Raw genomic sequence first — 26029 nt, forward strand, 5'->3', positions numbered from 1 at the left:
TTGGCCGGATCGCGGGGGCGGTCGGAACGTCGGCACGGGGGGCAAGACATGAAATTCAAGCCGCTCATCTTCCTGGCGGTTGCCACGGGACTCTATTTCGTCGGTCGCTCGCTGGAGGCAGAGGGCGATGCCGCGCCGTTCGGGGCGAATGGTGTCTCACCCGAACGTGCCAAATATCATATCGCGGCGCTTGTCCTGATGCTCGGTGCGCTGGCGTCGTTCGTCTTCGCCGGCTGGACGATCTTCCGTGGCAGGCGCGGCTAGCGGAGCCGGCGTCACCACGACTGGTAGTTCGAGCACCGTTCAGCCTTCCGTTGGTTCGGCCATCACCCCCGCGATCGCATCCGCCAGCAACACCGCCCCTGCGCTGGTATACAATATCGGCCGCGCTCCTAGCCCATCGGGCAACGGATCGTCCCCGCGCGCATGCCGCACCTCGTCGATCGTCTTCGACCCGTTGCGCAGATCGCGATCGTCAATCTCCGACTGCACCTGCGGATCGATGCTGGTCGCCTTGACGAACGCGAATTCCAGATCGGCGTAACCGAACTCGATCTGGATCACATCGTCGATCCAGCGCTTCATCCAAAGCTGCAGCGGCTCCAACCCCTCCTCGAGCGAGCGCTCCTGATCCTCCATCGCGGTCGAGCGGTTCATCTGGCGCACGAACGGGGTAGGGGGCAGCGAGAAGGCGAAGGCGACGATCCGCGCCAGCCATTCGTCGAACTCGTCCTTGATCGGCGCCGCCTTGAACGCGGTGAATTGCGATCCATGCGGCCCCCATATCAGCTTGTTCTGTTCGGCCGCGTTGCCCGCGATCCGATCGTCGAACCATTGCTGCAATTCCTGGATCTTCGCCGCATCCCATCCATCGGGCGCGTTGAGCAGTCCCGCCGGGACATTGCCTTCGGTGAAGTAGCTCAATTGCGCCGCCTGGCGCCGCAGGATCGTGTTGATCGTCACGATGATCTGCTCGACCGGCCCGAAGCCATAGAGATGATGCGGTCGGACGTTCCGCGGCACATAGAGCAGGTCGGCATTGGTCAGGTTGGCCCACACCACGCCCTTGATCACCTGCTGATAGGCGACGTCGGCGGGGCCGCGCGGCCGCCGTCCGGTATCGTCGACCATCGGATGGATCGTATCGCCGGGCACGATCTCTAGCGCGATCAGCTTGCCGCCGCGGTTGCGCCGCTTCTCGAACGCCGGCGCATCGAGCGTCAGCAAATCCTCCAGGCTCGATCGCATGAAGGTCGCGAACGGCGTGACCCCATCAGGCTTGCGCCAGAACCGCGTAAGCTCGACGATGCGCGGATCGTCGGCAATCTTGGCGGCGCCATCGACCGGCTTGATCTGCCAGTCGAGCCGCTCGACCTGGTCCTTGCGCGTCTCGATCGCCAGCCGCACCAGTTCGACATTGGCGAACGCGCGCAGCGCTGGAAACCCGGTCTGCTCGTAGGCGCGGGGCTGCAACGTCGCGTTGATATTGGGCTTGAAGTCGTAGCCGCGTACAGGCTGCTGCACGACAGGCGTGAGCGGAAAGCCTGGCGAAAACGGCCCCCACGCATTCTCGTTGCTGCTGTTGCCCCAGCTATAGGTGACATTGGTCTGCACGCCGCCTTTGGGCATGTGGTTCTCCTTTGCCGGGCACCTCGGCGGCACCGCAAAATGTGGTCGAATTGGTTCTATGAATGGAAGGATCGCTGTTTTTGCGGCACATTGGAGCGATGAAGTTCACCATTATCTGGCTATTGCTTCTACCAGTCGCGTGCGCGACGGCGGGTCCGGTCGATCAAGCCGAAGCGGCACGGCGCGCCGAGGCGGTTCTCCGCGACCGTTTTGGCAGCGCGTTCGCCGACCCGCGGCACGTCGTTCGTCATCGGATCGAAGCCCGGGGCAAGTATTGGGTCGTGCATTTCTGGGATCCGGCATCCGAAGCTTTCGGCGGCGGAGGTGTTGCCTGGGTCGAGCGTGCTACGGGCAAGGTCGATACGGTCGGCGTTGGTCAGTGAAAGAGAGTGATCGCAATCGCTGGATTCACCACATCAAGCACCTTCGAGCCGAACACGATACGGGCCTGTCGGACGCCCAACGCATCGCGCTGGCCGACACCAAATGGCGTCGCTGGGTCGAATACCAGATCAACACCGACGATCAGTGCCGCCGTATGGCCCTTCGCCATATCAGGGAATCGGGGACCGATGCCTTGATCGAGATCGACGGCGATTGCCTGCGGGTCGTCGGCGACGATCGCCGCTGACCGCCGCCGTGTTCGTCACCGCGATCGAAACATTCCTTGCCCGGTCAGGCAAAAGTCGTGGGCGTGTTTGCTCCCGCGCCGATGGTCTGTGGGTGTTCGTCACCGAATATCTGACCGAAGCAACCGAGGAGTTCCTGCCTTACTGGATCAACGACTATCCACCGTCCGGGATTTATCAAACGCGTGACGATGCCACGGCAGCGCTGCGAATCGTACTCGGCGAGATGGAGACGATCGAAGGTGTCCGGTCGGTTGAGATCAATACCGATGTCGGACCCTATCCCGAACCCTGATCGCTTCCGCTAGCCGTCACCGCATTCGCCGCGCGCACCAGGTCCAGGAACCCAACCGACGCCACCGCATCCTCCGCCGGCCAGAAAGCCATGACCAGCGCGTCGGCCTTGTTGGGCGACCTGGTGCCGTCGGGTTTCTTGTCGACCACCAGCTTCAGCGCACCGTTCACCGCGCGCGTCGGCTGGCTCAATTCCTTCCGCAGCGATGCTAGCCCCCGCATATCGCGCGGCAAGCTGATTAGGTCGGCGGGGTCGTAAACCTCGCCCGCCGTCACCGCCTTGTGCGTGCGCTCGAAGCGCAACCGCAATTGCCACCAGGCCTGCGCTTTCAAGTTCGCATAGAAATCGCCATTGACCGGCGTCTCACTATCTCCCGGCACGACATGCTCTCGCGGCCGGACCGGCGATGCCCCGGCATTCCATGGCCGGAATGTGATACCTACGGGCAGCAGCGCCCGCCCGTCGGCGTCCACCTCATCCCGCAACCGGTTGGCTTCCGCCTTCACCCCCGCGCCGACGCCGATACTGTCGTATTGTAACGCCACCGTCCGTCCGCGCAGCCGGTCGACCGCCAGCCGCGTCGCCTTGCCGACATCGCCGTCGCCCCAATCGTCGACTGAATGCACCACCGACCCCTTGGCGATGGCCAGCGCATGTCGGTCGCCACCCTCGTCGGCCGGGTCCAGCGCGGCGCGCCACCCGCCTTCATCGTCGAATCCGAGCGCGAGATGCGCGTCGATCGCGCTCGCCACCCAGTCGCCGGGGATGATGATCCCCTCGACCGCGGCGGTATAATTGCGGTCGACTTCCTGCGCGAAGACATGGAGCAGCCCGTCCGCCGCCGCCTTGGCCTGCCGCCCGGCATACCAGGCGGCATCCTTGGCCGGATGGTCGCGCCAGTCCATCACGAACACGTTGACCCGATCGGTGGCGAGCGCCGCGCCCGGCGCCCATTCGATCCCGCTTTCGCGCCGGCGATGGAATACATTGCCGGGCCCGTTGACCGAGCTCATGTCGATCTGGACATTGGTCGTGTCGGCCAGTGCGGCCTCGATCTTCTCGGGCCGCTCGTAATGTGCGCTCTCGTCCTTGAAATAGATCAGCTTACGCCCGCCGCGCCCGATATTGTCGCCCGACTCTCCGGTGATCGTCGCACCGGTCGCGCGGTTGACGATCTTCATGCTCGGCATGTCGTCGCGCGGATCGAACCCGATGGGCAGCATCAGCCGGGGCAAGTGGCGGATGATGATCCGTATCTTCTCGAAAATGCTGTCGGGATCGCCGATCTTGTCGACCAATTGCTCCTTGCGGCTGCCCCATCCGATCGCGGCGCCCGGCCGGTACAACCACAGCCACACGGAGAAGGCGCAGGCCAGCCACGTCGCGCCCATGTCGCGTGCCTTTTCGATCAACCCGCTCTGCTGCGCATCGACGTTGGCGCGCAGGAACGCGATCATCTCGACCTGGCGGGGAAAGGGTACGAACGGCATCACCGTCGGCGCGTCGCTCGCCGCCTTTCTAGGATCGTACGTCACGGCCCAATGCGCGATCCACCCGGCGGGATCCTCGCGATATCGCTCGGCAAGCCCAGCGCGCAGCCCGGCATCCGCCTTCAACCGCCGCAATCGATGCTGTCGTGCCATTAGCTCGGCGACATAGTCCGGCGGCCAGGTCGGGAGGGCCGGCGCTGAACCCACTGTCACCCAAGTTCCTCGCGATAGCGTTCCGCCGCCTCGCGCGCCGACATGTCGGGCGTGATCGCCTCGACGGCACGCGTGCCGATCCCAAGCGGATCGGGCGCCGAACCCTCGCGCCGCCCCGCGCGCGTCTTTTCCCACCACAGCATCGCCGTGGTGTTCCCGTTCATCGCGGTCTCGAACAAGGTCAGCGCGATCCGCGCATTGGCCACTTCGACGCCCGCGTCGAGTTCGGCGCGGCACCGCCGTTTCAATGTCGTCGCGCTGATGCCCATAATCCGTGCGATGATCGCATAGGGTGTCCCGACCTCGGCGAAGCGCCGTACGTCGGCGCGCATCGCGTCGGTAATTTCGATCGTCGCCCGCCCGCTTTTGCGCGCAGTGTTGGGAAGGTGCGTCGGAGGGGAGACTAACCAAGTTGGAACAATAGCGTTCTTGGCGGATGTTCCCGACCCCGCACGCTTCCGCTCCGCCATCCGAACTCCACCCGATCGCCATCCGCCCGACGCGCCGCAACAACCCGCTCCAGCAACGTACGCACGTTGCCGGACGGGTGTCCGGGAACCGGTGGATTTTCTGCGAGAAAACTGCGCGACGCCGTTTCGGTCGAACGCAAATTTGGATGATTGCTACATACACGTTTTTTCGTGGCAGTCAAGAAGTTTTCACGGTTTGTTCTCATTTTCTCGGGTGGACGGAGGAGCCGTTGACGCCGCCCCTCCGTCCGATGGGTCACGCTATTGCCGCCGGCCCGAACCAGGTCGCCAGCGCTTGGGCCAGCCCGCCATCATCGCCGTTTCCTACCCAGGCGACATGGCCATCGGGCCGGACCAGCACCGCGGTCGGGGCGGAAACCGCGCCGATCACCGGCAACGCCCAGATCCCCTCATAACTGGCATCCAGCAGCTTCACTCGATCCGCCCAGGGCGAGATTTCTATCGTGCCCGGCTCGCCGAGATTGATCAGCACCGGTCGCGCATCGTGCAGCAATGCGAACACCCTCACCGGGCCGTCGGCGGTAACCAAATCGAGGTCGGGCATCCGCCGCCCGAGCAGCGCGTGCCCCTCGCCAAGATCGTACTGCACGTCCAGCCCCGACATCATCCCCGCAATGCGTCGGCGCGGTTCGTCCATGCCCAGCAGTTCGGCGACGATCTCGCGCAGCGCGCCGGAGCGCTCGTCCGCGCGCCGCAGGGCGACTTGCGCCATCGTATTGCGCAGTACCCGCGCGGTGACGGGATGACGCTCGGCATGATAGCTGTCGAGCAGGCTGTCGGGCGCCGTCCCCGCGGCGACGCGCGCCAATTTCCATCCCAGGTTCACCGCATCGTGCAAGCCGATGTTGAGGCCTTGGCCCCCATCAGGCGAATGGACATGCGCGGCATCGCCGGCCAGCAAGATCCGGCCCTTGCGATACGTCGCGGCCTGCCGCGTCATGTCGCTGAAGCGCGAAATCCAGCTCGGATTATGTACCCCGAAATCGGTCCCATAGACCGCGATCAGCCCTTCGCTCAGGTCGCTGAGCCCCGGATCGCCGGCACGCCCCGCCCGCTGCTCGGTGATCATGACGCGCACCGTCTTGCCGTCGTCCATCCGGCTCAGCCCATGCAACCCGATCGCGTCGCGACGGATGCCCCAGTCGGGCTCTTCTTCCAGCTCGACCTCGGCGATCAGATTGCTGATAGTAGGATCCCAACCGGGAAAGTCGATCCCCGCCGCCTTGCGGATCGGGCTGCGCCCGCCATCGCATCCGACCAGATAGTCGGTCCGCAGCGAACTCCCGTCGGATAGTGCGATGTCGACGCCCGTTTCATCCTCGACGAACCCGATCACGTTGCGCGCGCGATAGGTCGGCACTCCCAGCTCGGCGACCCATTCGGCCAGGATGCGCTCTATATGGTTCTGCCACAAAGCCAGCCCGTAATTGTGCCGGGTGGGAAAGTCGCTGATGTCGAGCCTGGTGAGCGCGAAGCCCGTGACCTGCATCGCTTCTCCAGCGGCCAGGAACCGGTCGGCAATGCCGCGTTGATCGAGCAATTCGATCGATCGAGCATGCAATCCGCCTGCGCGCGACCCCGCCAGTTCCTGGTTCGGGCGCCGCTCGACGATCGCGACATCGGCCCCCGCCAGCGCCAACTCGCCGGCCAGCATCAGTCCGGTCGGCCCGCCGCCGCAAATCACAATCGCGTGGTCGCTCGCCTTCGTATTGGCGCCTTCGCGCACGTCATAAGTAGATGATACTGCCCGCATATCGCCTCTCCCTGCGAATCGATGGGGCAGGGGCTTTACGGCAAAGGGCGGGTCTTGAAGCAAGACCCTTGCGAACTATATCTCGAAAGTGCGGGGGAGATATGTCCGCCGCGCACTCCCAAACATCTCGGTGGTCGTCGTGTCGCTTCGGTCCGTGTTGGCCGGCTAAGGTTGCGATCCCAGCAGTTCTCCCGCGCCCAGCCGCGCGTACACCGCCTCGACATCCTCGCGATCCACATCTCGTCGCGCTGCCGCCGCCATTTCGGGCCACATCCGCAACGCGGTAATCAGCCGCTTGCGCGCCGTTCGCCATTGCATCCCATGCGCGTGTGCCAGTTGCACGAACGATCGGTCGCTCAACACCATGTCGAGCACCATGGCTCTCGGCCGAGGGATGGCCTCGCACCATGCGCGATAGGCGACCTCCAGCCGCACACGTTTCAGTGACTCGACCAATTGGTCCCGCCCCGAATTGGCGAAATCGACGCGCGTTTCCAGTGACACCGACCGTATCGACCCGGCGCGCCGGATTCTCTCCGCCACGCCGGCAATCTCTTCGGCCGCGGCGCGCTCGTCCGCGCTGATCTTGCCCAGGCGTTCCATCCGGTGGAGCGGCGATTGCCGACGCCGCTCGGGCAGCGCGTTCGCCTTTTCGTGCGTCTCCGGCGTACCTTCATTCTTGTGCTGCCACCGCGCGATCATTGCCTCGTGCCGCCGTTCCGACTCCTCGCGCCGGTGCAGCGCGGCGGCCAGACGATCGACGGCGTCGGGCTGCTGCTCGCGTTGTGGGAGCGCGGCCAATCGTCGTGCGGCACTGGCGCGGATCATCGTGAGCCGGTCTTCCGCGCCACTCTCAGCGCGTGCGCTCGCTCGCTGGATCTTCGGATTGCTATCCGCCAACGTCTTTTCTCCTGATAAATTCGGTGTCTGATTTGACCGGCGCGACGGCCTATCCGGCTCGCGTTTCGGCCGCTGGCGCGGGCCGAAGAGATGCGGGCACAATGCCGCCGTAGATCGGATCGGGATGATCGCAGACCGAGCGCCCACATGCTGCGCACCTCGTTTGCGGTCCGTCCTTTAGCGATCCATTGGCACGTTCGGAGCTAGCGGCGGTCGTCATTGGCAATAAGTTGGACATATTGTCCAACATATCAACCGTCAGTTGGCGCTTTGTTATGAGCCGAGGTCATGGTACAATTTGTCCATGACCGATCCGATCACGCCAGAGGAATTCGACGCTCTTTATATCGCCAGGGTGAAGGCACTTCGCCAGCTCAGGGGGATGACGGCCGGACAGATGTCGACCCTGCTCGGCGTACCGGCCGAACGTTATCGCAAATACGAATCGCGCACGCCGATGCCGCATGCGATGATGGAGCAATTTGCCTTGATCACGGGCGTGTCGGTCGAATTTCTTCTCACCGGACGACGTGTAGCCGGGAAGGGACCCTATCCTGACGTGCCCGGTCCGCACATGATCGAAAAATGGCGCGCTGCTCAGCTCGCCAATCACGGCAAGCCCTTGCGAAAAGGCGGCTGACTTGGCCAGATCGTCCCACTGAAGGCTATATTCCGGGCCGAGCTAGCTGCCATCGGCGACGTTGAATAGTTGGACAATATGTCCCATATTTGCTTTTCGCCGCTCTTCTGGCGTGGGAGCAATCATTGCCGCCTGCCGCTGTTCAGTCCTCGCCCGACCTCCATCCCGAAAGCGCGCGTCTGCTCGCGGTCGACTGCTGGACCCGTGACCCGGCGGTTGCCGCGTTGATCGATGCCGCGCACGCCCTGATCCCGATCGGCGAGAGGTTGCGTGACTGGTGTACCCGGCGTCCCTCGATCGACCGGCTGATCGCCGACGAAATCGGAGCGCCCGTTTGGGAAACGATCGAAACGGGACGGATCAACGTCTGTCAGCGAGAACCGCGGGCCAGCGGAGTCGTCGGTACGATCTGGACCGAGCTGGAAAGCTTGCGCGCTCGCTGGATCGCCGCGCGCTTGCAGTTTGAAGGGTTTTCGCCCGCCGCGCAGGACATCGGGCCGTGGTACGACCGATTGCAAGCGCTCGAAGAGGAAGCGCCGAGGGTGGCGGTGCTGTGGAGCGATAGCCTAGGTCGCGTGGCGGCGGCGAAAGGTTAGGCGCCGATCCGTCGAGCCACGCTAGCACGGCGAGTCCGATCTGGCGTGGGCGGCTGGTGGAGCTGAGGGGAATCGAACCCCTGACCTCTGCAGTGCGATTGCAGCGCTCTCCCATCTGAGCTACAGCCCCGCCCACGCCGCAAGGGCGCTTCCGCCCTTGGGAGCGCGAGCCTCTAGCGACCATTTTCCGGCTTTGCAACACGCGCTTTGCCGTGTTGACCAAACAGGTCGCGCCCAGCTGCCGGACAACTTCGTTAACCTGCGTCAAGCAGTCGTCAAATTGCGGAACTGGCAGCCTTTGCGTTCCGTTTAAGCGGGCAGGCGGGCGCGGTTCCCCCCTTTCCGCGTCCGCCGTCGACACCCGATGAGAGGACCCGCCAGATGGCATATGAACGCTACCCCCGCGGCAATTCGCTGCAAGGCGATTATTACGCACCCGGCGACGACAATTACGGCCGCGATTATGGCTCCGGTCAGGACCGCACCTATACCAGCGCGCGCGAATATGAAGCCGCCGGCATGATCGGCCCGAGCCGTCGCCCGGATCGTGATCGCGACGATTACGATCGCGGTTATTACAGTCAGGGCCGCAACCCCAATTTCGCCAATCGCGGATACGATTACGGCTCCGGCCCACGCTATCGCGGCAGCTACGCGTCCGATGGCAACCGCTTCTCCGATATCGAGCGCCGCGACGACGATCGCGATTACGGTCGCCCTGACATGTATCGCGGCCGGCGCAGTTTTGGTCGCGGATACGATCGCGATCCACGCGACTATAGCTATGAAGACCGCAACTTCTTTGCGCGTGCGGGCGACGAGGTGCGGTCGTGGTTCGGCGACGAAGAGGCCGAGCGTCGGCGCGATGCGGACCAGCGCTATGATCAGCGGTATGGCGGCGATAATAGCTATCGTGGCGATGGCGATTATCACAGCTGGCGCGCCGGCCAGATCGCCGCACTCGACCGCGATTATGAGGAATATCGCCGCGAGAACCAGCAGCGGTTCTCCAACGAATTCGGCAGCTGGCGCAACGAACGGCAGACTCAGCGATCGAGTCTGCAGCGTGTTACCGAGCATATGGACGTGGTCGGTTCCGATGGTGAGCACATCGGCACCGTCGACAAAGTGCGCGGCGATCGCATTCTCCTGACCAAGAGCGATCCCGATGCCGGCGGCCGCCATCATTCGATTCCGTCGCGCTGGATTGACCGCGTCGATGACAAGGTAATCGTGCGCAAGACGGCCGAGGAGGCCAAGGCGCATTGGGGAGATGAAGAGCGGAGCGCGTTCTTCGGTGGCGACAGCGCCGGCCGCGATCAGGAGGAAGGCGGCGATGGCCGCATCCTCAATCGCAGTTTCTCTGGCACGTATTGAGCAAGCTACAGGGGCTCGGACGACGGCGTCCGAGCCCCATTGTTCATGACCCGTCTAGCGATCGTTTCCCAGGGTACCGGTCGCTGGTCCCTGATACCGCGCACGCGGCCGGATCATCGCGCCGCTGGCCGACTGCTCGATGGCGTGCGCCGCCCATCCGACCCCGCGCGCGGTGGCGAACAGTCGGAACGGTGCGTCGGCAGGCAGGTCAGCGGCGACCGATATCGCGAGTAAGGCGAAATCGATATTGGGCAGCGCCTCGGTTGCATCCACGACAGCGTCGCGCAGCTCGATGAGCGCCGGATCGAGCGTGACTAGCGGCAGCAACGCGGCGGCGCGCGGATCCCCATGCGGATAGAGCGGATGGCCAAACCCCGGCAGACCATGGCCGGCCGCCAGCCACCGTGCCACCGCCATATCGACGCCGTTCGCCTTGGCTTCCGCAGCCAGGGCCGCGAGTGCGGCACCTGCACCGCCATGTTTCGGCCCCGACAGTGTCGATAGCCCTGCCATTACGCACGCTGTCATCGGTGCACCGGTCGATGCGGCGATCCGCGCCGCAAAGGTCGAGGGATTGAGTTCATGGTCCGCGAGCAACACCAGCGCGCGTCGAACGAGGTCGGTGCCCGCAGCATCGAGCGACCAACCACGCGCCAGACGTTCATGTATCGGCCCGTCGCCGGCCGCACCGAACGTACCGGCGATCGCCGCGACCGCGACTGACGCTTCCTGCGCGAGTTTGGCGGGCGCTCGTCCGATCATCGACCTGGCGCCCGCGATCAGCGCCGCCAAGGCTTGGAAAGGATCGCCGCCGTCATGCGCGATCGGGAATGCCGCCACCGGTTGTTCCCATAATAATGCGGCAACCTCCTCCAACGTCGCGTGATCGGCCAGTTCGGCCGCCCGACGCCCGCGAAAGATCAGCTGCCCATGCGCCACGGTCGAAATCCGCGTCGGGATCACCGGTTCGCCCCAAGCCATGGCGGATGCCGCTATCGATGCCGTCCGCCGTCCGCGCGCGCGCCGCTTGGTTAGCGCCAGAATATCGTCGCCACGATATTCGCTTCGCCGGGGATCGGCTGCATCGGCGCGGCGCTCGATCAACCCGCGACTGACATAGGCATAGAGCGTCTGCGGCTGGACTCCCAACGTGACCAGCGCCTCGTCGCGCGACAGCCATTCCTGCATGATTGATTCACTTGATCAAGATTGATTGGCGATCGCGACACGACCATTTGCGCTGCGTCACGTCAAGGGAGTTCGGCTGATGAACAGCGGTTTGGAAGATGTCGTCGCCGCGGAGACGGTACTGTCCGATGTCGATGGTGAGGCAGGGCGGCTGATCATCCGCGGCCATCCGCTGGAAGCGCTGGCGGGCCGCTGGACGTTCGCACAGGTCGTGCATTTGCTATTCGATGGTTTCTTCGATGACCTGCCCGATCCCGACCGCTTGGCCGCAATGCTAGGGCAGGCGCGTGTCGACGCGTTCGAGCGCGCCGGTCCGTTGCTGCCGCTGCTGGCGGATCTGCCCGTCTATGATGCAATGCGCGCCGCGCTCGCGCCGATGCCGGATGGCGTGACCCTCGACGACGCGCTGCGCCTGATCGCCGCGCCCGCAGTGCTGATTCCCGCCTTGCTCCGTCAATCTGCTGAACAGAACCCAATCGCACCTGATCCCTCGCGCGGCCACGCCGACGATGTCGTGCGGATGCTTGGCCGCGATACTGGCGGTGCGGCGCTCGACGCCTATCTGGTGACGGTCAGCGACCACGGCCTCAACGCGTCGACCTTCGCCGCGCGGGTCGTCGCGTCGACCCAGGCCGGACTGACGTCGACAGTGCTGGCCGGGCTGGGGGCGCTCAAAGGGCCGCTTCATGGTGGCGCGCCCGGCCCGGTGATCGAAATGCTCGACGGTATCGCAGCGGAAGGAGACGCACACGCCTGGATCGACCGCGCGCTCAATCGCGGCGAGCGGCTTATGGGCTTCGGCCACCGCATCTACCGTGTCCGCGACCCGCGCGCCGATGCCTTGAAGGCGGCCCTCCACACGCTCGACCGTGTCGGCGGTCGACTGGAATTCGCCGAGCAGGTCGAACGCATCGCGCTCGTCGCCTTGCGTCAGCGCAAGCAAAGCCGCGTCATCGAAACCAACGTCGAATTCTACACCGCCTTGCTGCTCGAGGCGGTCGGTTTCCCGAAGGAGAGTTTCACTGGCGTCTTCGCGATGGGTCGCGTCGTCGGCTGGATCGCGCATGCGCGCGAACAGGCGCTGACCGGCCGCCTGATCCGGCCGAAGTCGGTCTATGTCGAAGAGCATGCGAAGGCAGCCTAAATACCTGGCCAAGCCTGCGCGATTTGTGCAAATCTGCAGCAATGAAAGCAGGTTATATCGCCATCACTCTGACCGCAGCTGCCGCCTTCGGTCCGGCCGCGGCATCACCGGTCATGCGTGTCCAGCCAGTGTCGCAGCCGCTCACCGTGGCGATCGACACCGCTGCAGATAAGCTTGCCGCGGGCTTTCTGGCGAACCGCTGCCGCGTTGGCCTGTCGATCGCGGCTTTCGTGCACGGGCAAGTCCGGTTCTACGATTACGGAACGGCGTCCAGACAAACCAGACGGAAGGCGACGCCGGACAGCATCTACGAAATCGCCTCGGTCACCAAGACCTTCACCGGGGCGCTGGCGGCGCAGGCCGTGAGCGATGGTGCGATGGGCGTCGATCGCGATTTCCGCTCTTATCTTCCCCAGACCTATCCGAATCTGGAACGCGATGGGCAGCCGATCACGTTGCGCTCGTTGGCAACCCATCGATCTGGGTTGCCGCGCGATTTCCCCGATACCGATGCGCTCTATGATCATCGCGATTATCGGACACTCCCCGACGCCCTGCTGGCGCTCGATCGCGGCTATGACCGCGAACGCTACCTCACCGCGTTGCACGGCATTGCGTTGCGGAGCACGCCGGGAACGACCGAAGCCTATTCCAACCTGGGTATGAAAGTGATCGGTTTCGGGCTTGAGACCGTCCGCAAGCAGCCGTTCGAACGTCTGATGCGTGCCTCGATCCTGCGTCCGCTCGGGATGAAGGATACCGATTTCGTCCTCACTCCGGCACAGCGCAAAAGGCTGGTCACGCCGTATGACCGGCTCGGCCGGGCGACGCCCTTTCACCTGCGCAATGCCGGTGCCGCTTACGGCCTCTATTCGACGCCGGCCGACATGGCCCGCTATGTCCGGTGGCAACTCGACGAGAACGTCCCCGCGATCAAACTGGCGCATCAACCGCTGGTCGGGACGCAGGCCGATGGCGAAGGGCTGATCTGGAACATGGCGCTGGACAACGGTCAGCGCATGCTATGGCACGGCGGCGGCACGTTCGGGATGACGAGCCAGGTCGTGCTCTATCCGCAGACGCAGGAAGGCTATGTCCTCCTCGCCAATGACGCTTGCGAAGGAACCGAGGGCGCGCTCAAGCAGATCGCCCAGCAACTGCACGCGGTGCCGAACGGATGATGGGCTAAAGCTGAGCCTCCGCTCGTTCGGCGGCGCTGCGCAGCCCGGCGTCGAGCACTTCCATCACCGTGATCGCCTCGCTAGCGGGGACCGGGTTCGCGTCCTCGCCTCGAAGGGCGCCTGCCAGCGCCTGCCAAAACAGCCGATAGTCGCCGCGCTCGTTGCGTACGGGGGAGACCGTGCCGTTTTCGCCGAGCGTCAGCGTGCCGTCGATCGGATCGATGCCCCAATCCTCTCCCTCCGGTGCGTGCCCAGCGAGCGTCGCGGCTTCCTGCGGATCGCTCCCATGCTTGATCCAGCTCGCGCGCGTGCCGTGCACGGCGAACCTCAGGCCGTGTTGCGCGGCAAGTTTGGTCGCGTGCAAGATCACGCGGTGTCGTTCGTAGCGCAACACGGCATGGAAATAATCGGGCGACGGAGCGCCTTCACGTAAGGTCGCGAGGTCGAGGCTGACTCCTTCGGGGCGCCCGAACAACACCAGCGCTTGGTCGACCAGATGCGGCCCAAGGTCGAGCCAAGCCCCACCCTCGCGGGCTTCCTTCCACAGACCGGTCGGGGTTGGGCGCCAGCGATCGAAATGGCTTTCGAACTGCACGATCTCACCCAGCGCGCCTTCCGCGATCAGCCGCTGCAGCGTGCGGAAATCCGCATCCCAGCGGCGGTTCTGGAACACGGTCACTTGCCGGTCCGCGGCGTCGGCGGCCGCCGCCACGCGGCGGGCGTCGGCCAAGCTAGTGGCGAACGGCTTGTCGATCAGCACATGCTTGCCGGCTTCCAACGCCGCGACGGCGTGCTCGGCATGAAGCGCGTCGGGGCTGGCGACAACGACGAGATCGATGCCCGGCTCGGCCAGCAGCGCCGCGACATCGGGCACGACGCGCATATCGGGCAAGTCGGCATGCACCTTCGCCGGATTGCGCGTGACGATCGCGCGCAACGCCATGCCGGGCGTGGCGCGGACATAGGGTGTATGAAACGCCCGGCCCGCCAGACCATAACCGATCACGCCGACACCGATTTCCTGCACCGTCATGCCTTCCGTGCCGCCTCGATCTTCCTGGCTCTATGTCGGATCGTCACGCCGCGCTCAAGCCGCGCGGAATTCGATTTAGCTGCAAAAGGAGAGGCTTTGGCCAGGTCGCCGCTTGTCGAACGCCGTCGGTCGTTCGTCGCCTGCTCAGGTGGTTGATAGAAGCGATCGGCGCGTTGATCGAAGAGCGCTCCGCTCGACCAGTCCCCTGAAATATCCCCAAATCGTCGCCCTGTTTCGGCGAGCGACGATTGACTTCAATTGATGGGAAAAGCGTGATGCATATTTCATATGTGGGAATGGGATCGATCGTCGCTGCGGTCTTTTTCGGCACTGCCGATGCGGCCGCGGTAGCTCGGGACATGGATCAGCTGCCCAAGGCCGTCGTCTCTATCCATGATCTCGATCTCTCGACCGATGCCGGCATCAGGACGGCGCGCGCGCGCATTCGCCGGGCGGCGGAACGGGTTTGCGGCGATTATCCACGGGTAGGTGCGCTGGTACCCGTCGAGGTCGAGCGCTGCCGCACCGTCGCGGCTCGCCAGGCCGACGCCCGACTTGCTCCGTTCAGGCTCGCCGCCAGATAATCATGATGCCGTCCGGCCGCCGAGGATCAGCACTGCCGATCGCCCGTCAGCGGGCCCTTTGTGGTCGCCGGCAAAGCATGGCTCAGCGGCCTGCCAAGGCCTTTACGGCGGTGAGGTAGGAGCGGCCTATCCGGACGTCGGTTCCATCGACGAGAATCGCGTACCAAATCCCCAGCCCGTCGTGGCGAAGCTTGGCGATGAAGTCTCGCCTGACGATCGTCGACCGGTGGACGCGGATGAACCTGGCCGGGTCCAACCGGCGTTCGAGCGTGCCGAGCGTTTGGTGGAGCAGGAAATTGCGCGACCCGATCTGCAAGGACATATAGTCGCGCATAGCGTCGATCCGATCGATATCGATCGCAGCGATGCGCACCATCTCCGATCGGTACGGCACCCAGAATTCTTCGATCCATTCCGACTGCGGTGATGGATCCGGAACGCGGTTTTCGGGTGCGCCGATCTTCTCACGTGCGCGTGCCACCGCCCGGACGAGCCCCTCGGGCGTCACCGGCTTGAGCAGATAGTCGACCGCGGCGACATCAAACGCCGCCAGGGCAAATCCGTCGAACGCCGTGCAAAAGACGATGGCGGGGACATGCTCTCCGGTGCACAGGGCTTTGGCCACGTCCATGCCGTCCACTGCCGGCATGGCGATGTCGAGGAGCACGAGGTCGGGCGACAGCGCCTTCGCCAGTCGCAATGCTATTTCACCGTCGGAGGCAGTGCCGACCAGCGTCAGGCTCGGGATAGTCGAGCAGAGCACGACCATGCGTTCGATCGCGAGCGGTTCGTCATCGACGATCAGCGTCCGCAACACGGGCTCAGTCCTCATCGAAGGTCAGCGGCATCGTCAATTCCACGCGGAATCCGCCCGGAGCGAGCGGGTGGACGCGGCAAGAACCGTCGCCGTCGAACCGGGCGGCAATGCGATCGGCGACGTTGCGCAGACCGAGGCCGGTGCTCGGGTCGGGCGGAGCGCTGGTCGATCCAGGCTCGCCATCGTCCTCAACGGTCAACAGGAGGCGATCGCGGTCGCTTGCGGCGCGGATAGTGATCATGACGGGGCGCCGCGATCGCGACACGCCATATTTCACGGCATTCTCGATCAGCGGTTGCAGGATCAATCCGGGCACGAGCGCGTCGCGCAGATCGTCGGGCAATTCGATATCCAGTCGCAGGCGATCGGGAAACCGGATCTGCTCGATATCGAGATAGAGTTGTTGCAGCCGGATCTCTTCTGCTAGCCGCACGTCCTCGCTCGGATCGCCGACCAGACTGGCTCGGAAGAAGCTCGACAGATTGATGATCATACGTTCGGCGGCGGCTTGCCGGCCGACCATGACCAAAGATGACAGCGAGTTGAGTGTGTTGAACAGAAAATGCGGATTGACCTGATAGCGCAGCGCCCGAAGCTCGGCCGCCTGCGCGGCGGCGCGAAACGCGGCGTTCTTTCGTTCCAGCGCGCCGACCTCGGCGGCGTAGCAAAGCGCCAGATAGAGCGCGGCCCATCCGGCGAAGAAGAAATAACTGTTGACCGCGCTGTCGCCGATCATCTTGACGATCGCCATATTGGCGTCGTCAGCGTGCGTACCGCCCACCTGCACCATCATTCCGCCTGGCGGCTTGGCCTGGTGTGTGGCGGAAGTAGGGGCGTTGGCGCTGCTGGTGGCCGCCGCTTCGGTCTGTCCCACGACATCGAACACGAACCAACTCGCAGCCGAATAGGTCAACGCCGCAGGCACCGCGAGCAATCCGGCGGCAATCATGCCGCGCTTGAGCGAGCTCGTCGGAATCCTGCGCAAGACAAGGTAGACAAGATAGGTGAGGCCGATGCTGAACAGCATGAGGGCGAGGCGCCGGACGAGAACGTCCGGCTGAACGCCCTGTCCGATGACCGCGGACCTGAGCGTGACGATGGCGCAATAGAACGCCCAAAAGCCGACCATCGACAATAAGGCAACGCGTGGCGAAAGGGCGGGGTCGTCGGGCGAGTCCGCAGCATATTCCTCGGGCATGGCGGATCATAGCGCCGCGTCGATCGCCGTAGAAGGTGCCGCGGCGTCGCTGGTCGAAGCGGGTCGCGCGTTCATCGAAATATACGAGCATTGCGTGGCTCGGCGGCGCCTTCTGATTGTCCGCACATGGATGAAAGGGTCCGACGTGGAGCCTGCAATCGATCGCCGCCAACGAGCGCTGCTCGCGCCAACGAGCGCTGCTCGCGCCAACGAGCGCTGCTCGCGATTGCCAGTTTGGCGATAGTATCGCCTCCCTTGGCAACATCCCGCCCAAGTTCGTGCCTAACGACCGGTTACCGACGGAACACGTCAGCATACGCGAGGTTATCGAGTGCATGAAGCGCGTCCGCTCCCGTTACGAGGTGTTCCCTGCCCAGGCGGTCTTGGCCGGCGGACGCTTCCGTATAGCCAGGGCTTGGCAGCGGATCGCGCAGTCGGGCACAATCCGCCATGCCGCGCTCTACGACACGCTTGAGGACTGCTTGACCTCGATCAATCGCCACGCGCGTCACCGCGCGTTACCCACGATACGCGTCGTCCTGAGCCCGGTGGAAGCCTCGTCCGCAAACGGTTAGGAATCGCCATCTGATCGCCTCTCGCGAGCCACTCCAGGCGCCACACTGAACGGCGGCGTCATGGCAGTGTCGCTCTCCAGATAGGCCAGAATGGCTGGGGGCAGGATGTCGTGATCGAGAATGTCGAGATGATTGGCATTGGGCATGATCAGCAACCGCGAGGCGCCACGCCCCTTGGCGAAACCATCCGCCTTCCCGCCGCCCAGCAATTCAAACAGCGCCAGGGCATGCGTGGGGCGAACGCTGTCTGCGTCGCCGCCAATCATCAATATCGGTGCCTTCATGTTGTTGGCGATCGCATCGCTCCAGTCGTAGCGCGACGACATCAACCGCGAAACGTTGCGCACGAGTAGCGGCCAATCCTGCGGACGCGGGGCCGCTTTTTCATAGGCCTGGTGCCATTTGGAACCCTTCATCGCCTCGGCATCCATCGCCTGGGTGCCCGCCAACACCTCGGGAAACCAACCGTCGGTCGCATGCGGTGCAGAAATGACGATCAGCTTCCGCACCTTGTCGGCATGACGCAGCCCGAGCTGTAAGGTGACGCCGCCGCCCACCGAATAACCCGCGATGTCGACTTGACCCAATCCGAGCACCGCGATCAGCCCCGCAATGTCGTCAGCCATTGCTTCATAGGTCATGGGTCGGCCGTTGTCGGCAGTATGGCCGTGCCCCTGCAACTCCACTGCAATCACACGCCGTTTGGCAGCGAGGGCCGGAAGCAGGTGTCCGAAAATGGCTTCGATCGTCCCCAGGCCACCATGGAGCAAGATCAGCGGGGCACCGGCGCCGTGGCTCTCATAATAGAGTTCGATCCCGTTGACCGCGGCGTATCGTCCCTTGTTCGTCATGATCTTCTTCCCTTGGACTGGCGAAATGGTCGAGGCGGCTGCGGCGACCGTCAACGCGGCCACCGCGCGCAAAAGGTCGCGCCTCAGCATGGCGCCCTCCGAGCTTCGCAAAGCAGGAAAATGACACAGGCCAGCGCCATGAAGCCGATAGCGGTAATCGCGAAAGCGGCGGCATATCCGGCGGCGGCGGCCAAGGCGCCGATTCCCAGTCCTCCCAGGCCCAGCCCTGCGTCATAAGCCGCGTTCCACACCGCGCTGACGCCATCGGCCTGGGTTGGAGCGGCACGCTGCAGCAATTGCGTCAGCGTGGCGCTCTGCAGGACGCCGAAGGCGGCGCCGCTGCCGACCATGCCCGCGATCACCGCCGCGTCGCCTGGCAGGGTCAGGCAGAGCATCGCCGCTGTGGTACCTGCCACGCCCGCGATCACCGCATTCTTCGGGCCGTGACGGTCGATCGAACGGCCCATCGCCCACCGCGCGGCAGCGGAAGCGATGCCTTGCAGTAGCAAGGCGAGCATGATCGTGGTCGCGGCGACTTCGCGATGCGCCAGCGGCAGGAAGGTAACTGTGGCACCCACTGCGATTGCGCCGATCGCCAGGGCACTGGCCGGCCATGCCGAGGCATGGAGCGCGGGGAGGGTGTGCGGCTGGCGCCGTCCTTCCGCAGGCGCCGCTGGGCCGGGAAACGGCGCGAGGCCGACCAATGCCCCTAACCCGAGCGTAGCGGCAATGCTCGCCGTTGCGATGGGCCCGAACGACGCCAATGCCCAGGGTCCGAGCGGTACGCCCAGGATGGCAGGCAGTGCCGATGCCAGTCCATAGATGCCCATCGCCTCGGCGCGGCGGCTCGCCGGCGCCAGCGATGCGGCAAGTCCGCAGGCCGCGACCAGCAGGACGCCAAGGCCAAATCCCCGTGCCGCGCAGCTCGCCAACACGATTGTCAGATCGCCCGAAAAGGTAGCCAGGGCGGGCAGCGCGAGCACCAGCAATGCGATGGCGGTCGCCAAGCGGCGCCCCAGCCGCGCGATCAATCGCGGCGCGATCACTTCTCCGACGATCGTCGTCGCCATCAGTGCGGCGGTGGTCGATCCTGCCGCAAGTTCGCCGCCCAAAGCGGCGGCATGCGCCGGCACGGCCGACAGCAACAGATAGAAGCTGCCCATCGCCATCGCGATCGTGCCGCATAGCGCCGCCATCGGCGCGGTGAGAATAGGGTCACGCCGATGGCCGGCGATCTCCGTTTCAAGTGCGAACGTGCTCATCGGGATTTCCTCCGGCTTTGCTGTCGGAGGAGTAACGCGTTACTGGTATCGTCGTAGTGACCAGTTATGGGTAGAAATTGTTGACCAGTTCGGCGCCGGATCTACCTTTTGCGCTGGAGCGAACGGCGGGCGAAAGTCTGACATCGCAACTTCGCCGTCGATTGCTCGATGCAATCCGCTCGGGATCGCTGCGCGCGGGCGTCCAGCTGCCCTCGACGCGCGCCCTGGCGGCCCAATTCGGCATATCGCGCCCGCTCGTGCTCGATGTCTACGCCCAGCTCGCGGCGGAAGGATATCTGATCCTGCGCCGCGGCGCCCGACCCGTAGTGGCGGCGGTCGGTGCGACAATGGCCGCCGAGGCGCCGGTCGCAGCATCGGCCGATCACATTCGGTTCGATCTGCGCCCGGCCATGCCCGATGTCGGGCAGTTTCCTCGCAAGGCATGGTTGCGTGCGATCCGCAATGTCTTGGGCGAATTGCCGGCCGGCGAGCTCGGTTATGGCGATTTGCGCGGCAGCATCGTGTTGCGCACCGTGGTCGCCGACTATCTCGGCCGGGTCCGCGGCGTAATCGCCGATCCGGCGAGGATCTTTATCACCAGCGGCTTTGCCGAAGGACGCGCCCTGACTAGCGCTGCGTTTTACGCGCAAGGCATACGACGCCTCGCAGTCGAGAATCCCAGCTACAGCGATTGGGTCGCGGTCGACAAAGCGGGCCTTACCCGCATCCCCATTCCGGTCGACGAGCGCGGCATGGATGTCGATGCGCTGGCCGCGTCCTCTGCCCAGGCTGCGTTCGTGACACCTTCGCACCAATTCCCGATCGGCGGCGTGCTCAGCGCGGATCGTCGGCACCGGCTTGTCCGCTGGTTGCGCGATCGTGACGGCTTTGCGTTGGAGGACGATTACGACGCCGAATTTCGCTATGATCAGGCACCCGTCGGTGCGCTGCAGGGGCTCGCGCCCGATCGCGTCATCTATGCCGGTACAGCCAGCAAGACGCTCGCGCCCGCGCTCCGTCTCGGTTGGCTGGTCGTGCCGCCAGACCTCGTCGGAACGATGAACGATGAACTGCGCCGCTGGAGCGAAGGGCCGCCCCGGATCGACCAGGACGCGCTCGCCGACCTAATCGGGTCGGGTTTTTACGATCGGCACTTGCGACGGATGCGGCGGCTCTATCGCGATCGCCGCGACCGTCTGATCGATCGCCTGGCCCGCGTTTTGCCCGGGTTGGAAATCGAAGGCGCGGCGGCGGGGCTGCATGTGACTTTGCGCCTTCCAGCGGCAATCGACGAAGCCGGTGAAATGGCGATTGTCGCCGCGCTCGGCCGGCGCGGCGTGGCGACCGAAGGGCTCTCTCGATACAGTCGAACAGCAGCCGGGCCGCGTCGGCTGTTTCTGGGCTATGGCCGCGCGACCGACAGCGCGATCGACCAGGGCGTGGAGGTGCTCGCCGACATCCTCGGGGCGGTTTTGGCGTCTAGCGGGCGTTGACATGGACTAGGCTGGTCATCGCGTCGACATAGGTGCGGTTGTCGTCGTAAAGCAGCGGCAGCAGCGGCGTGACTGACACTTGGTTGAGCTTCGTCTTGTGGAGTTGCCCGGCGTTGTCGCGGAAAATCGCATAGGGCACGTCCTGGATCATATAGGGCTGACCGCCGATCTTCCCCAGGAACATCATGACGTGCCCCGGCACCACCAGCAGGTCACCTACGTCCGCCGCCATCACCGCTTTCAACCGCGTCGCTTTGCTATCGGCGGCGGTGAAGAGGTGATGGCGAATGGCCGGGCTCGTTCCCTGCGCGCCCGAATTGGGCGGCAGAATCACACCCATGCTGCGATAGACGTCGCTGGTAAAGCCGCTGCAATCGCGCGCATTGTACATATGACCCCAGCCGTACCGCTCACCCAGGAACTTGAACGCCTGGCGGATGATGTTTGCCCGGGTCAGCGGCAGATAGGCGGCCGCGCTTTCTTCGGACTTCGGTAATAGCGCTGGGACGAAACGCAGCGTCCCGTCCTCCGCTCGCGTCGGCAGATTGATCGGCCATGACTGCGAAGGTCCCTCGCCATTGACCGGCTGGTCGGGTGGGACCTGCGCGAGCGGCACGTTGGCGCCCATGTCGAGTTGCAATTCGGATACTGCCGGCGCCTCGGGCGTGAACACGGTCCGCACCTTGCTGGCGGTGACGACGCGGAACGGTCCCGCGCCGCGATAGCCGAGCACCTCGGCGGCCGGGCCCGTGGCGATGTCCTCGTCGCGCACCCAGGCCGGACCCTGCCAGGTCTGGACGAGGAGCCAGCGTCGATCGCGGCTGCGGTGCAGAACGACGACGGCATCGCCGGGGAACAGGATGCCGGCCTGGAAGCTCTCGAAATCGAGCGAATCGATCGAGGGGAAAGCATGCAACTCGGTGGGATAGATCCGCAGTTGGGCGCGACGCACTGCCATGCCGTAGCGCGCCGGCTGGCTCGCGGGGATCGTGTCGGCATCCTCATTGGCGACAGCGCCTGCCAGCGTCTCGCGATCGATCGGCTTGCCATTGGCATCGACCGGCGGCGTGGTGAGGGGACTGGCGATCGACTTGAGCCAGCCGAGCACGCGCTCTCGCGAAATCGTCGGTCCGATCCGCGCAAGGTCGACCAGGTTGGAGTCGATCGCAAAGCCCTGCCGATTGCGCGCCTCGATCTCGCTAGGCGTCATCAACAGCGCATTAGGAGAAGCGGCCCGCGCGATCCAGTAATCGGGCGACAACATCGCGTCTTGCACGCCGATCACGCCCGATGGCGGGATGACTCTGCTGACGTCCTGCGCGGCCGAAGGGCTTGCTGCGGCGAAAGCGGCCAGGATCAATGCTGTGCGAACGCGACTTGCCACCGTCTCACCTTTCGATTGCGGGCGCGCGGCCTAGCATCACGTAATCAATGCCACCAGTCCCGAACGAGGGACTAACTCCCTTCGATCAGGTCTATTTTGGCCAGGTCGGCGTCGGTGTCGATGTGGCGGTCGGGGCAGGCGATGGCTGGATCGCTCTCTGCCATTCGGGCGACAGATCAGCGATGCCCGGCGATGCCGGAAAGCGCGTCCGCGCCGTTGCGAACAAGGTGCGCGCCGTCGCCGCCCCCGGAACGGTCGCGTTGATACCCACCCAACGCCAGTGCCACGGCTCCCACGTCACGCCTTGCGCATTGCCCGGCGGAAACGACAATTCGAACCCGAACTCGGTCGCATGCAGCAACAGCCATTTGCCCGGCGGCGTGTTGGCGATGCAGTCGCTGACATCGCCGCAGCCCCGCGTCAGCGGGCGGATCGCGAAATCGAGCGCATAGCCGGTGGCATGCTCGCTATAGCCCGGAGGGCCTGAGCTTTTGGCGCGCTCCGCGGCATCCCTGCACCTTTTGCCGGGGCCGATTTGTCCGCAGAAGATCTGGCGCTGGCGTTCGATCGTGCGGAAACAGGATATGCCGCGCAATTTGCCTTTCACTTCCGGTACTTGGTCAGCAGCGGCGAGCAACGCGGTCATCGCCAATGCGGCGTCGTGATGGAGTTGGCACGGTCGTCCGGCCCCGAAATTGCCGGGCATCGTCACCATGTCGGCCGGATTGCCTTCCGGATAGGGAATATGCCCCAACATCCGCCCGTCCGGCAGCGGTTCGATAGTCTGGCCATTGCACAAGGTGACCGGGGTCAGCGCGAGAGCGGCGGCGGGAGCGAACAGGAACAGGGCAACCAGCAACCAGCGCAACGGCATCAATATGCTCCGTGGGGGGAAACAAAGCGCGCAACCACTGGCACGCGGGCGGCTTGAGTGGCAAGGGGTGCGCCATGCTGGCGGATAAGGTGTTGTTCCTCGACGGTGAGGCGATGGTAATCGACAAGCCCGCGGGCTTGCCGGTCGATCCGCCGCGCCGCGGCGGGATCAGCTTGGAGAACCATCTCGACAGCCTGACCTTCGGGTTCCAGCGTTGGCCGATGGCAGTCCACCGGCTCGATCAGGATACGTCGGGCTGCCTCCTGCTCTCGCGCAATCCCAAGGCCCATGCCCGGCTGCAACAGGCGTTCGAGGCGAACCGCGTCGAGAAACGCTATCTCGCCGTGCTTGAGGGCATACCGGCGGAAAGTGAGGGCGTGATCGACCTGCCGCTTATCAAAGTCTCGACGCGCGAAGAGGGCTGGCGGATGACCGGTTCGCCCAAGGGCAAGGCTGCGCGCACCGCCTGGCGCGTGCTGCGAACCGAAGGCGGACGGGCGCTGGTCGAATTCCGTCCGGCGACCGGGCGGACCCATCAAATTCGCGTCCATGCGCTCGAGGGAGTGGGCCTCCCTGTGGTGGGGGATCCGGTCTATGGCCGCGCCGATACGCTAGGCATGCTGCTCCATGCCGCCGAACTGATTATCCCGCGTGACGGCAAGCCGGCGATCGAAGCGGTCGCGCCGATCCCCGAACGGTTCGTCGCGGCGGGCTTCGGTCATGAGTGACGGCGACGGCTGGGTCGACCGTATCGATACAGCCATCGTCGAAGAGCGTTTCCTCGCCGCGACCGGTCCTGGCGGGCAGAACGTCAACAAGGTGGCGACCGCGGTCCAGCTTCGCGTCAATGTCTTCGCGCTCGGCCTTCAGCCTTATGCCTATGAGCGGCTCAAGGAACTGGCCGGCAGCCGAATGACGGCCGGGGGTGAGCTGCTGGTCACCGCACGCCGTTTCCGCACGCAGGAGGCGAACCGCCAGGATGCGCGCGAGCGGCTGGCCGAACTGGTCCGCGCCGCGCACGTTCGCCAGGCCAAACGCGTCAAGACCAAGCCATCCCGCGCTGCCAAGGCGCGGCGTGTCGACGAGAAAAAGGGTCGCAGCACAGTAAAAGCCGGGCGCGGCAGGGTCCGCATCGATTGAGGAGATAGCTGTGGCCAAGCCCACGCCAAGCCTGCGCCGTTACACCAGCCTGCCGGTGGTGATCGACATGCTGATGAACGAGCGAATCACGCTCGTCAGCCCCTCGGCCTGGGTCGACGCCAATGACCGCAAGGCGATGGCGGTTTATCAGGAACATCTCGGCCATAGCTTCGTCGGCGCGGTCTGCCTGACCGAAGCGCCCGAAACCTTCCATCACTGGCAAGTATTCGCCGGCGGATCGGCGGGAATGAGTGTCCATTTCGACAAGGCGCGGTTCTGCGCGATGTTCGACGGCCGCACCAATTGCCTGATCGGCCCGGTCGACTATGTGCGCATCGCCGACATCGCGACGATCGACGCCAGCGACATTCACCGCCTGCCGTTCATGAAGCGCGCCGGTTTCCGCGACGAAGCCGAATTCCGCGCGATCGCGGTCGGCGGCGACGAGGATGAGGTGATCCACATCCCGCTCGATCGCGCCGCGGTCAGCCGCATCACGTTCAGCCCGACGATCCCGCCGGCGCTGGTCGACACCACGCGGCGGCTGCTCCATCAGCTCCCCGGCTGGGAAAAACTCCGCATCGTCCAGTCGCGCCTGACCGATAGCGTATCGTGGCAGCGGGCGCTGGAGAAATATCCCGCGCGGCATGCTGGCGGGACCAAGCAAACCAGGAAGAAGTCCGGCTAAGCGGACGGCGACCATTCCACCCCTCCCGTTGGCGACACACGATCGCTACATGGTGCTTCATGTACGCCTTCGACATCGCCGCCGGATCCAAGTCCGACCTCTACCGCGACCTGCTTGCCGCCTGTGACGCCGTCACCGCCGGCGAGCCCGATGCGGTCGCCAACATGGCCAACGTCGCCTCTTTGCTGTGGCAATATCTACCTGACCTCAATTGGGCGGGCTTCTACCGCAATGTCGGTGACGAACTCGTGCTCGGACCGTTCCAGGGCAAAGCGGCGTGCATCCGCATTCCGTTCGGCAAGGGCGTGTGCGGCGCGGCGGCGGCGACGCGAGATACCCAGCTTGTCGCCGACGTCCATGCTTTCCCCGGCCATATCGCCTGCGACGCCGCCAGCCGTGCCGAATTGGTCGTGCCGATCGTGTCGGGCGATCGCGTCGTCGCCGTGATCGATCTCGACAGTCCCGAAGCCTCACGCTTCGACGAAGAAGATGCGGCCGGAATCGAACAGATCGCCCGACTGTTAACGGACAGGGTTAACAACTGAATCCTGATCCAGATCGGGACAAACATAAGGCTGGTGAAAAACTGGCGGAAAACAGGGGT

Annotated in this window: 28 protein-coding genes and 1 tRNA gene; 15 read left to right on the plus strand and 14 right to left on the minus strand. The window is 64.7% G+C overall.

Annotated elements, in window-relative coordinates:
* Positions 1–48 precede the first annotated feature (48 nt).
* Positions 49–264 carry a hypothetical protein gene (locus AC1DQQ_RS04585; RefSeq protein WP_478028688.1) on the plus strand — a complete coding sequence of 72 codons (216 nt, stop codon included), beginning with the start codon at positions 49–51 and terminating at the stop codon, positions 262–264.
* 39 nt (positions 265–303) lie between these two features.
* On the opposite strand, the gene AC1DQQ_RS04590 is transcribed toward AC1DQQ_RS04585, so the two are convergent.
* Positions 304–1629: a phage portal protein gene (locus AC1DQQ_RS04590; protein ID WP_478044384.1), complete on the minus strand. Its 1326-nt coding sequence runs from the start codon at positions 1627–1629 to the stop codon at positions 304–306.
* A gap of 62 nt (positions 1630–1691) precedes the next feature.
* Here AC1DQQ_RS04590 and AC1DQQ_RS04595 point away from each other — a divergent pair, with 62 nt between their 5' ends.
* From AC1DQQ_RS04595 to AC1DQQ_RS04605, 3 genes are read left to right on the plus strand one after another with little or no spacing between them, the layout of a single operon-like run.
* Positions 1692–2012, plus strand: a complete 321-nt coding sequence (locus tag AC1DQQ_RS04595; RefSeq protein WP_478028690.1) for a hypothetical protein — start codon at positions 1692–1694, stop codon at positions 2010–2012.
* Positions 2009–2260 (plus strand): hypothetical protein, encoded by a 252-nt coding sequence (locus AC1DQQ_RS04600; RefSeq protein ID WP_478028691.1) that lies wholly within the window; start codon positions 2009–2011, stop codon positions 2258–2260. The genes AC1DQQ_RS04595 and AC1DQQ_RS04600 overlap by 4 nt, the downstream gene beginning before the upstream one ends.
* A complete protein-coding gene (locus AC1DQQ_RS04605; RefSeq protein ID WP_478028692.1) occupies positions 2227–2553 on the plus strand; it encodes a hypothetical protein in 327 nt (108 codons plus the stop codon). The genes AC1DQQ_RS04600 and AC1DQQ_RS04605 overlap by 34 nt, the downstream gene beginning before the upstream one ends.
* Here AC1DQQ_RS04605 and AC1DQQ_RS04610 read toward each other — a convergent pair.
* The 4 genes from AC1DQQ_RS04610 to AC1DQQ_RS04625 all read right to left on the minus strand — a co-directional run bounded on the left by AC1DQQ_RS04610 (position 2538) and on the right by AC1DQQ_RS04625 (position 7547).
* A complete protein-coding gene (locus AC1DQQ_RS04610; RefSeq protein ID WP_478044385.1) occupies positions 2538–4256 on the minus strand; it encodes a hypothetical protein in 1719 nt (572 codons plus the stop codon). The two genes, AC1DQQ_RS04605 and AC1DQQ_RS04610, sit on opposite strands and share 16 nt — an antisense overlap.
* A complete protein-coding gene (locus AC1DQQ_RS04615) occupies positions 4253–4588 on the minus strand; it encodes a hypothetical protein (protein WP_478028694.1) in 336 nt (111 codons plus the stop codon). The genes AC1DQQ_RS04610 and AC1DQQ_RS04615 overlap by 4 nt, the downstream gene beginning before the upstream one ends.
* A gap of 394 nt (positions 4589–4982) precedes the next feature.
* Positions 4983–6500: an FAD-dependent monooxygenase gene (locus tag AC1DQQ_RS04620; RefSeq protein ID WP_478041926.1), complete on the minus strand. Its 1518-nt coding sequence runs from the start codon at positions 6498–6500 to the stop codon at positions 4983–4985.
* A 165-nt stretch (positions 6501–6665) separates the two neighbouring features.
* On the minus strand, positions 6666–7547 hold the full coding sequence (locus AC1DQQ_RS04625; protein ID WP_478028696.1) for a hypothetical protein: 882 nt from the start codon (positions 7545–7547) through the stop codon (positions 6666–6668).
* Positions 7548–7704: 157 nt separating this feature from the next.
* On the opposite strand from AC1DQQ_RS04625, the gene AC1DQQ_RS04630 reads away from it, so the two are divergent.
* Positions 7705–8040: a helix-turn-helix domain-containing protein gene (locus AC1DQQ_RS04630; RefSeq protein ID WP_478028697.1), complete on the plus strand. Its 336-nt coding sequence runs from the start codon at positions 7705–7707 to the stop codon at positions 8038–8040.
* Positions 8041–8165: 125 nt separating this feature from the next.
* Entirely contained in the window at positions 8166–8636 is a 471-nt protein-coding gene (locus AC1DQQ_RS04635; protein WP_478044386.1) for a hypothetical protein, read from the plus strand.
* Between the two features lie 54 nt (positions 8637–8690).
* Here the strand turns inward: AC1DQQ_RS04635 and AC1DQQ_RS04640 are convergent.
* Positions 8691–8766, minus strand: a tRNA-Ala gene (locus AC1DQQ_RS04640).
* A 251-nt stretch (positions 8767–9017) separates the two neighbouring features.
* On the opposite strand from AC1DQQ_RS04640, the gene AC1DQQ_RS04645 reads away from it, so the two are divergent.
* The gene (locus AC1DQQ_RS04645; protein WP_478041929.1) at positions 9018–10013 is read left to right on the plus strand and encodes a DUF2171 domain-containing protein; all 996 of its coding nucleotides are present in this window, start codon (positions 9018–9020) and stop codon (positions 10011–10013) included.
* 54 nt (positions 10014–10067) lie between these two features.
* On the opposite strand, the gene AC1DQQ_RS04650 is transcribed toward AC1DQQ_RS04645, so the two are convergent.
* Positions 10068–11201: a citrate synthase gene (locus tag AC1DQQ_RS04650; protein ID WP_478041930.1), complete on the minus strand. Its 1134-nt coding sequence runs from the start codon at positions 11199–11201 to the stop codon at positions 10068–10070.
* Between the two features lie 79 nt (positions 11202–11280).
* Here AC1DQQ_RS04650 and AC1DQQ_RS04655 point away from each other — a divergent pair, with 79 nt between their 5' ends.
* Both AC1DQQ_RS04655 and AC1DQQ_RS04660 read left to right on the plus strand, forming a co-directional pair.
* Positions 11281–12345: a citrate synthase/methylcitrate synthase gene (locus AC1DQQ_RS04655; RefSeq protein ID WP_478041931.1), complete on the plus strand. Its 1065-nt coding sequence runs from the start codon at positions 11281–11283 to the stop codon at positions 12343–12345.
* Between the two features lie 41 nt (positions 12346–12386).
* Entirely contained in the window at positions 12387–13526 is a 1140-nt protein-coding gene (locus AC1DQQ_RS04660) for a serine hydrolase domain-containing protein (RefSeq protein WP_478041932.1), read from the plus strand.
* 4 nt (positions 13527–13530) lie between these two features.
* Here AC1DQQ_RS04660 and AC1DQQ_RS04665 read toward each other — a convergent pair whose 3' ends face one another.
* Positions 13531–14559, minus strand: coding sequence for an oxidoreductase (locus tag AC1DQQ_RS04665; RefSeq protein ID WP_478044388.1), 1029 nt, complete (start codon positions 14557–14559; stop codon positions 13531–13533).
* A 275-nt stretch (positions 14560–14834) separates the two neighbouring features.
* Between AC1DQQ_RS04665 and AC1DQQ_RS04670 the strand changes: the two genes are divergently transcribed.
* Positions 14835–15143, plus strand: coding sequence for a UrcA family protein (locus AC1DQQ_RS04670; RefSeq protein WP_478028704.1), 309 nt, complete (start codon positions 14835–14837; stop codon positions 15141–15143).
* Between the two features lie 82 nt (positions 15144–15225).
* Here the strand turns inward: AC1DQQ_RS04670 and AC1DQQ_RS04675 are convergent, their stop codons facing one another.
* The 4 genes from AC1DQQ_RS04675 to AC1DQQ_RS04690 form a co-directional block, all read right to left on the minus strand.
* Complete coding sequence (locus AC1DQQ_RS04675) at positions 15226–15975, minus strand: LytR/AlgR family response regulator transcription factor (RefSeq protein ID WP_478041934.1); 750 nt, start codon at positions 15973–15975, stop codon at positions 15226–15228.
* Entirely contained in the window at positions 15965–17158 is a 1194-nt protein-coding gene (locus AC1DQQ_RS04680; RefSeq protein WP_478041935.1) for a sensor histidine kinase, read from the minus strand. The genes AC1DQQ_RS04675 and AC1DQQ_RS04680 overlap by 11 nt, the downstream gene beginning before the upstream one ends.
* A gap of 571 nt (positions 17159–17729) precedes the next feature.
* Entirely contained in the window at positions 17730–18674 is a 945-nt protein-coding gene (locus tag AC1DQQ_RS04685) for an alpha/beta fold hydrolase (RefSeq protein ID WP_478041936.1), read from the minus strand.
* A complete protein-coding gene (locus AC1DQQ_RS04690) occupies positions 18668–19846 on the minus strand; it encodes an MFS transporter (protein ID WP_478044390.1) in 1179 nt (392 codons plus the stop codon). The genes AC1DQQ_RS04685 and AC1DQQ_RS04690 overlap by 7 nt, the downstream gene beginning before the upstream one ends.
* Before the next feature lie 80 nt (positions 19847–19926).
* Between AC1DQQ_RS04690 and pdxR the strand changes: the two genes are divergently transcribed.
* Entirely contained in the window at positions 19927–21339 is a 1413-nt protein-coding gene (pdxR, locus tag AC1DQQ_RS04695) for a MocR-like pyridoxine biosynthesis transcription factor PdxR (protein WP_478044391.1), read from the plus strand.
* On the opposite strand, the gene AC1DQQ_RS04700 is transcribed toward pdxR, so the two are convergent.
* Positions 21326–22723 (minus strand): SH3 domain-containing protein, encoded by a 1398-nt coding sequence (locus tag AC1DQQ_RS04700; RefSeq protein ID WP_478044392.1) that lies wholly within the window; start codon positions 22721–22723, stop codon positions 21326–21328. The genes pdxR and AC1DQQ_RS04700 overlap by 14 nt on opposite strands.
* Before the next feature lie 91 nt (positions 22724–22814).
* On the minus strand, positions 22815–23597 hold the full coding sequence (locus AC1DQQ_RS04705; RefSeq protein WP_478044394.1) for a M15 family metallopeptidase: 783 nt from the start codon (positions 23595–23597) through the stop codon (positions 22815–22817).
* A 74-nt stretch (positions 23598–23671) separates the two neighbouring features.
* Between AC1DQQ_RS04705 and AC1DQQ_RS04710 the strand changes: the two genes are divergently transcribed.
* From AC1DQQ_RS04710 to AC1DQQ_RS04725, 4 genes are read left to right on the plus strand one after another with little or no spacing between them, the layout of a single operon-like run.
* Complete coding sequence (locus AC1DQQ_RS04710; RefSeq protein ID WP_478028711.1) at positions 23672–24325, plus strand: RluA family pseudouridine synthase; 654 nt, start codon at positions 23672–23674, stop codon at positions 24323–24325.
* Positions 24318–24737 (plus strand): alternative ribosome rescue aminoacyl-tRNA hydrolase ArfB, encoded by a 420-nt coding sequence (gene arfB / locus AC1DQQ_RS04715; RefSeq protein WP_066816232.1) that lies wholly within the window; start codon positions 24318–24320, stop codon positions 24735–24737. Before AC1DQQ_RS04710 ends, arfB begins: the two co-directional genes overlap by 8 nt.
* A gap of 10 nt (positions 24738–24747) precedes the next feature.
* Entirely contained in the window at positions 24748–25425 is a 678-nt protein-coding gene (locus tag AC1DQQ_RS04720; protein WP_478044396.1) for a hypothetical protein, read from the plus strand.
* 59 nt (positions 25426–25484) lie between these two features.
* The gene (locus AC1DQQ_RS04725; protein WP_478044397.1) at positions 25485–25970 is read left to right on the plus strand and encodes a GAF domain-containing protein; all 486 of its coding nucleotides are present in this window, start codon (positions 25485–25487) and stop codon (positions 25968–25970) included.
* Positions 25971–26029 lie beyond the last annotated feature (59 nt).

This window comes from Sphingomonas sp. P4_G3, assembly GCF_056401105.1.

What these genes read in the sequence shown, in the direction of transcription:
- AC1DQQ_RS04595 (WP_478028690.1), top strand. Translation starts at nt 1,692, where the DNA reads ATGGAAGGATCGCTGTTTTTGCGGCACATTGGAGCGATGAAGTTCACC.
- AC1DQQ_RS04675 (WP_478041934.1), bottom strand. Translation starts at nt 15,975, where the DNA reads ATGAGGACTGAGCCCGTGTTGCGGACGCTGATCGTCGATGACGAACCG.
- AC1DQQ_RS04655 (WP_478041931.1), top strand. Translation starts at nt 11,281, where the DNA reads ATGAACAGCGGTTTGGAAGATGTCGTCGCCGCGGAGACGGTACTGTCC.
- AC1DQQ_RS04665 (WP_478044388.1), bottom strand. Translation starts at nt 14,559, where the DNA reads ATGACGGTGCAGGAAATCGGTGTCGGCGTGATCGGTTATGGTCTGGCG.
- AC1DQQ_RS04725 (WP_478044397.1), top strand. Translation starts at nt 25,485, where the DNA reads ATGTACGCCTTCGACATCGCCGCCGGATCCAAGTCCGACCTCTACCGC.
- AC1DQQ_RS04650 (WP_478041930.1), bottom strand. Translation starts at nt 11,201, where the DNA reads ATGCAGGAATGGCTGTCGCGCGACGAGGCGCTGGTCACGTTGGGAGTC.
- AC1DQQ_RS04710 (WP_478028711.1), top strand. Translation starts at nt 23,672, where the DNA reads ATGCTGGCGGATAAGGTGTTGTTCCTCGACGGTGAGGCGATGGTAATC.
- AC1DQQ_RS04615 (WP_478028694.1), bottom strand. Translation starts at nt 4,588, where the DNA reads ATGCGCGCCGACGTACGGCGCTTCGCCGAGGTCGGGACACCCTATGCG.
- AC1DQQ_RS04590 (WP_478044384.1), bottom strand. Translation starts at nt 1,629, where the DNA reads ATGCCCAAAGGCGGCGTGCAGACCAATGTCACCTATAGCTGGGGCAAC.
- AC1DQQ_RS04685 (WP_478041936.1), bottom strand. Translation starts at nt 18,674, where the DNA reads ATGCTGAGGCGCGACCTTTTGCGCGCGGTGGCCGCGTTGACGGTCGCC.
- AC1DQQ_RS04670 (WP_478028704.1), top strand. Translation starts at nt 14,835, where the DNA reads ATGCATATTTCATATGTGGGAATGGGATCGATCGTCGCTGCGGTCTTT.
- AC1DQQ_RS04660 (WP_478041932.1), top strand. Translation starts at nt 12,387, where the DNA reads ATGAAAGCAGGTTATATCGCCATCACTCTGACCGCAGCTGCCGCCTTC.
- AC1DQQ_RS04645 (WP_478041929.1), top strand. Translation starts at nt 9,018, where the DNA reads ATGGCATATGAACGCTACCCCCGCGGCAATTCGCTGCAAGGCGATTAT.
- AC1DQQ_RS04620 (WP_478041926.1), bottom strand. Translation starts at nt 6,500, where the DNA reads ATGCGGGCAGTATCATCTACTTATGACGTGCGCGAAGGCGCCAATACG.
- AC1DQQ_RS04585 (WP_478028688.1), top strand. Translation starts at nt 49, where the DNA reads ATGAAATTCAAGCCGCTCATCTTCCTGGCGGTTGCCACGGGACTCTAT.
- AC1DQQ_RS04705 (WP_478044394.1), bottom strand. Translation starts at nt 23,597, where the DNA reads ATGCCGTTGCGCTGGTTGCTGGTTGCCCTGTTCCTGTTCGCTCCCGCC.
- arfB (WP_066816232.1), top strand. Translation starts at nt 24,318, where the DNA reads ATGAGTGACGGCGACGGCTGGGTCGACCGTATCGATACAGCCATCGTC.
- AC1DQQ_RS04630 (WP_478028697.1), top strand. Translation starts at nt 7,705, where the DNA reads ATGACCGATCCGATCACGCCAGAGGAATTCGACGCTCTTTATATCGCC.
- AC1DQQ_RS04680 (WP_478041935.1), bottom strand. Translation starts at nt 17,158, where the DNA reads ATGCCCGAGGAATATGCTGCGGACTCGCCCGACGACCCCGCCCTTTCG.
- AC1DQQ_RS04690 (WP_478044390.1), bottom strand. Translation starts at nt 19,846, where the DNA reads ATGAGCACGTTCGCACTTGAAACGGAGATCGCCGGCCATCGGCGTGAC.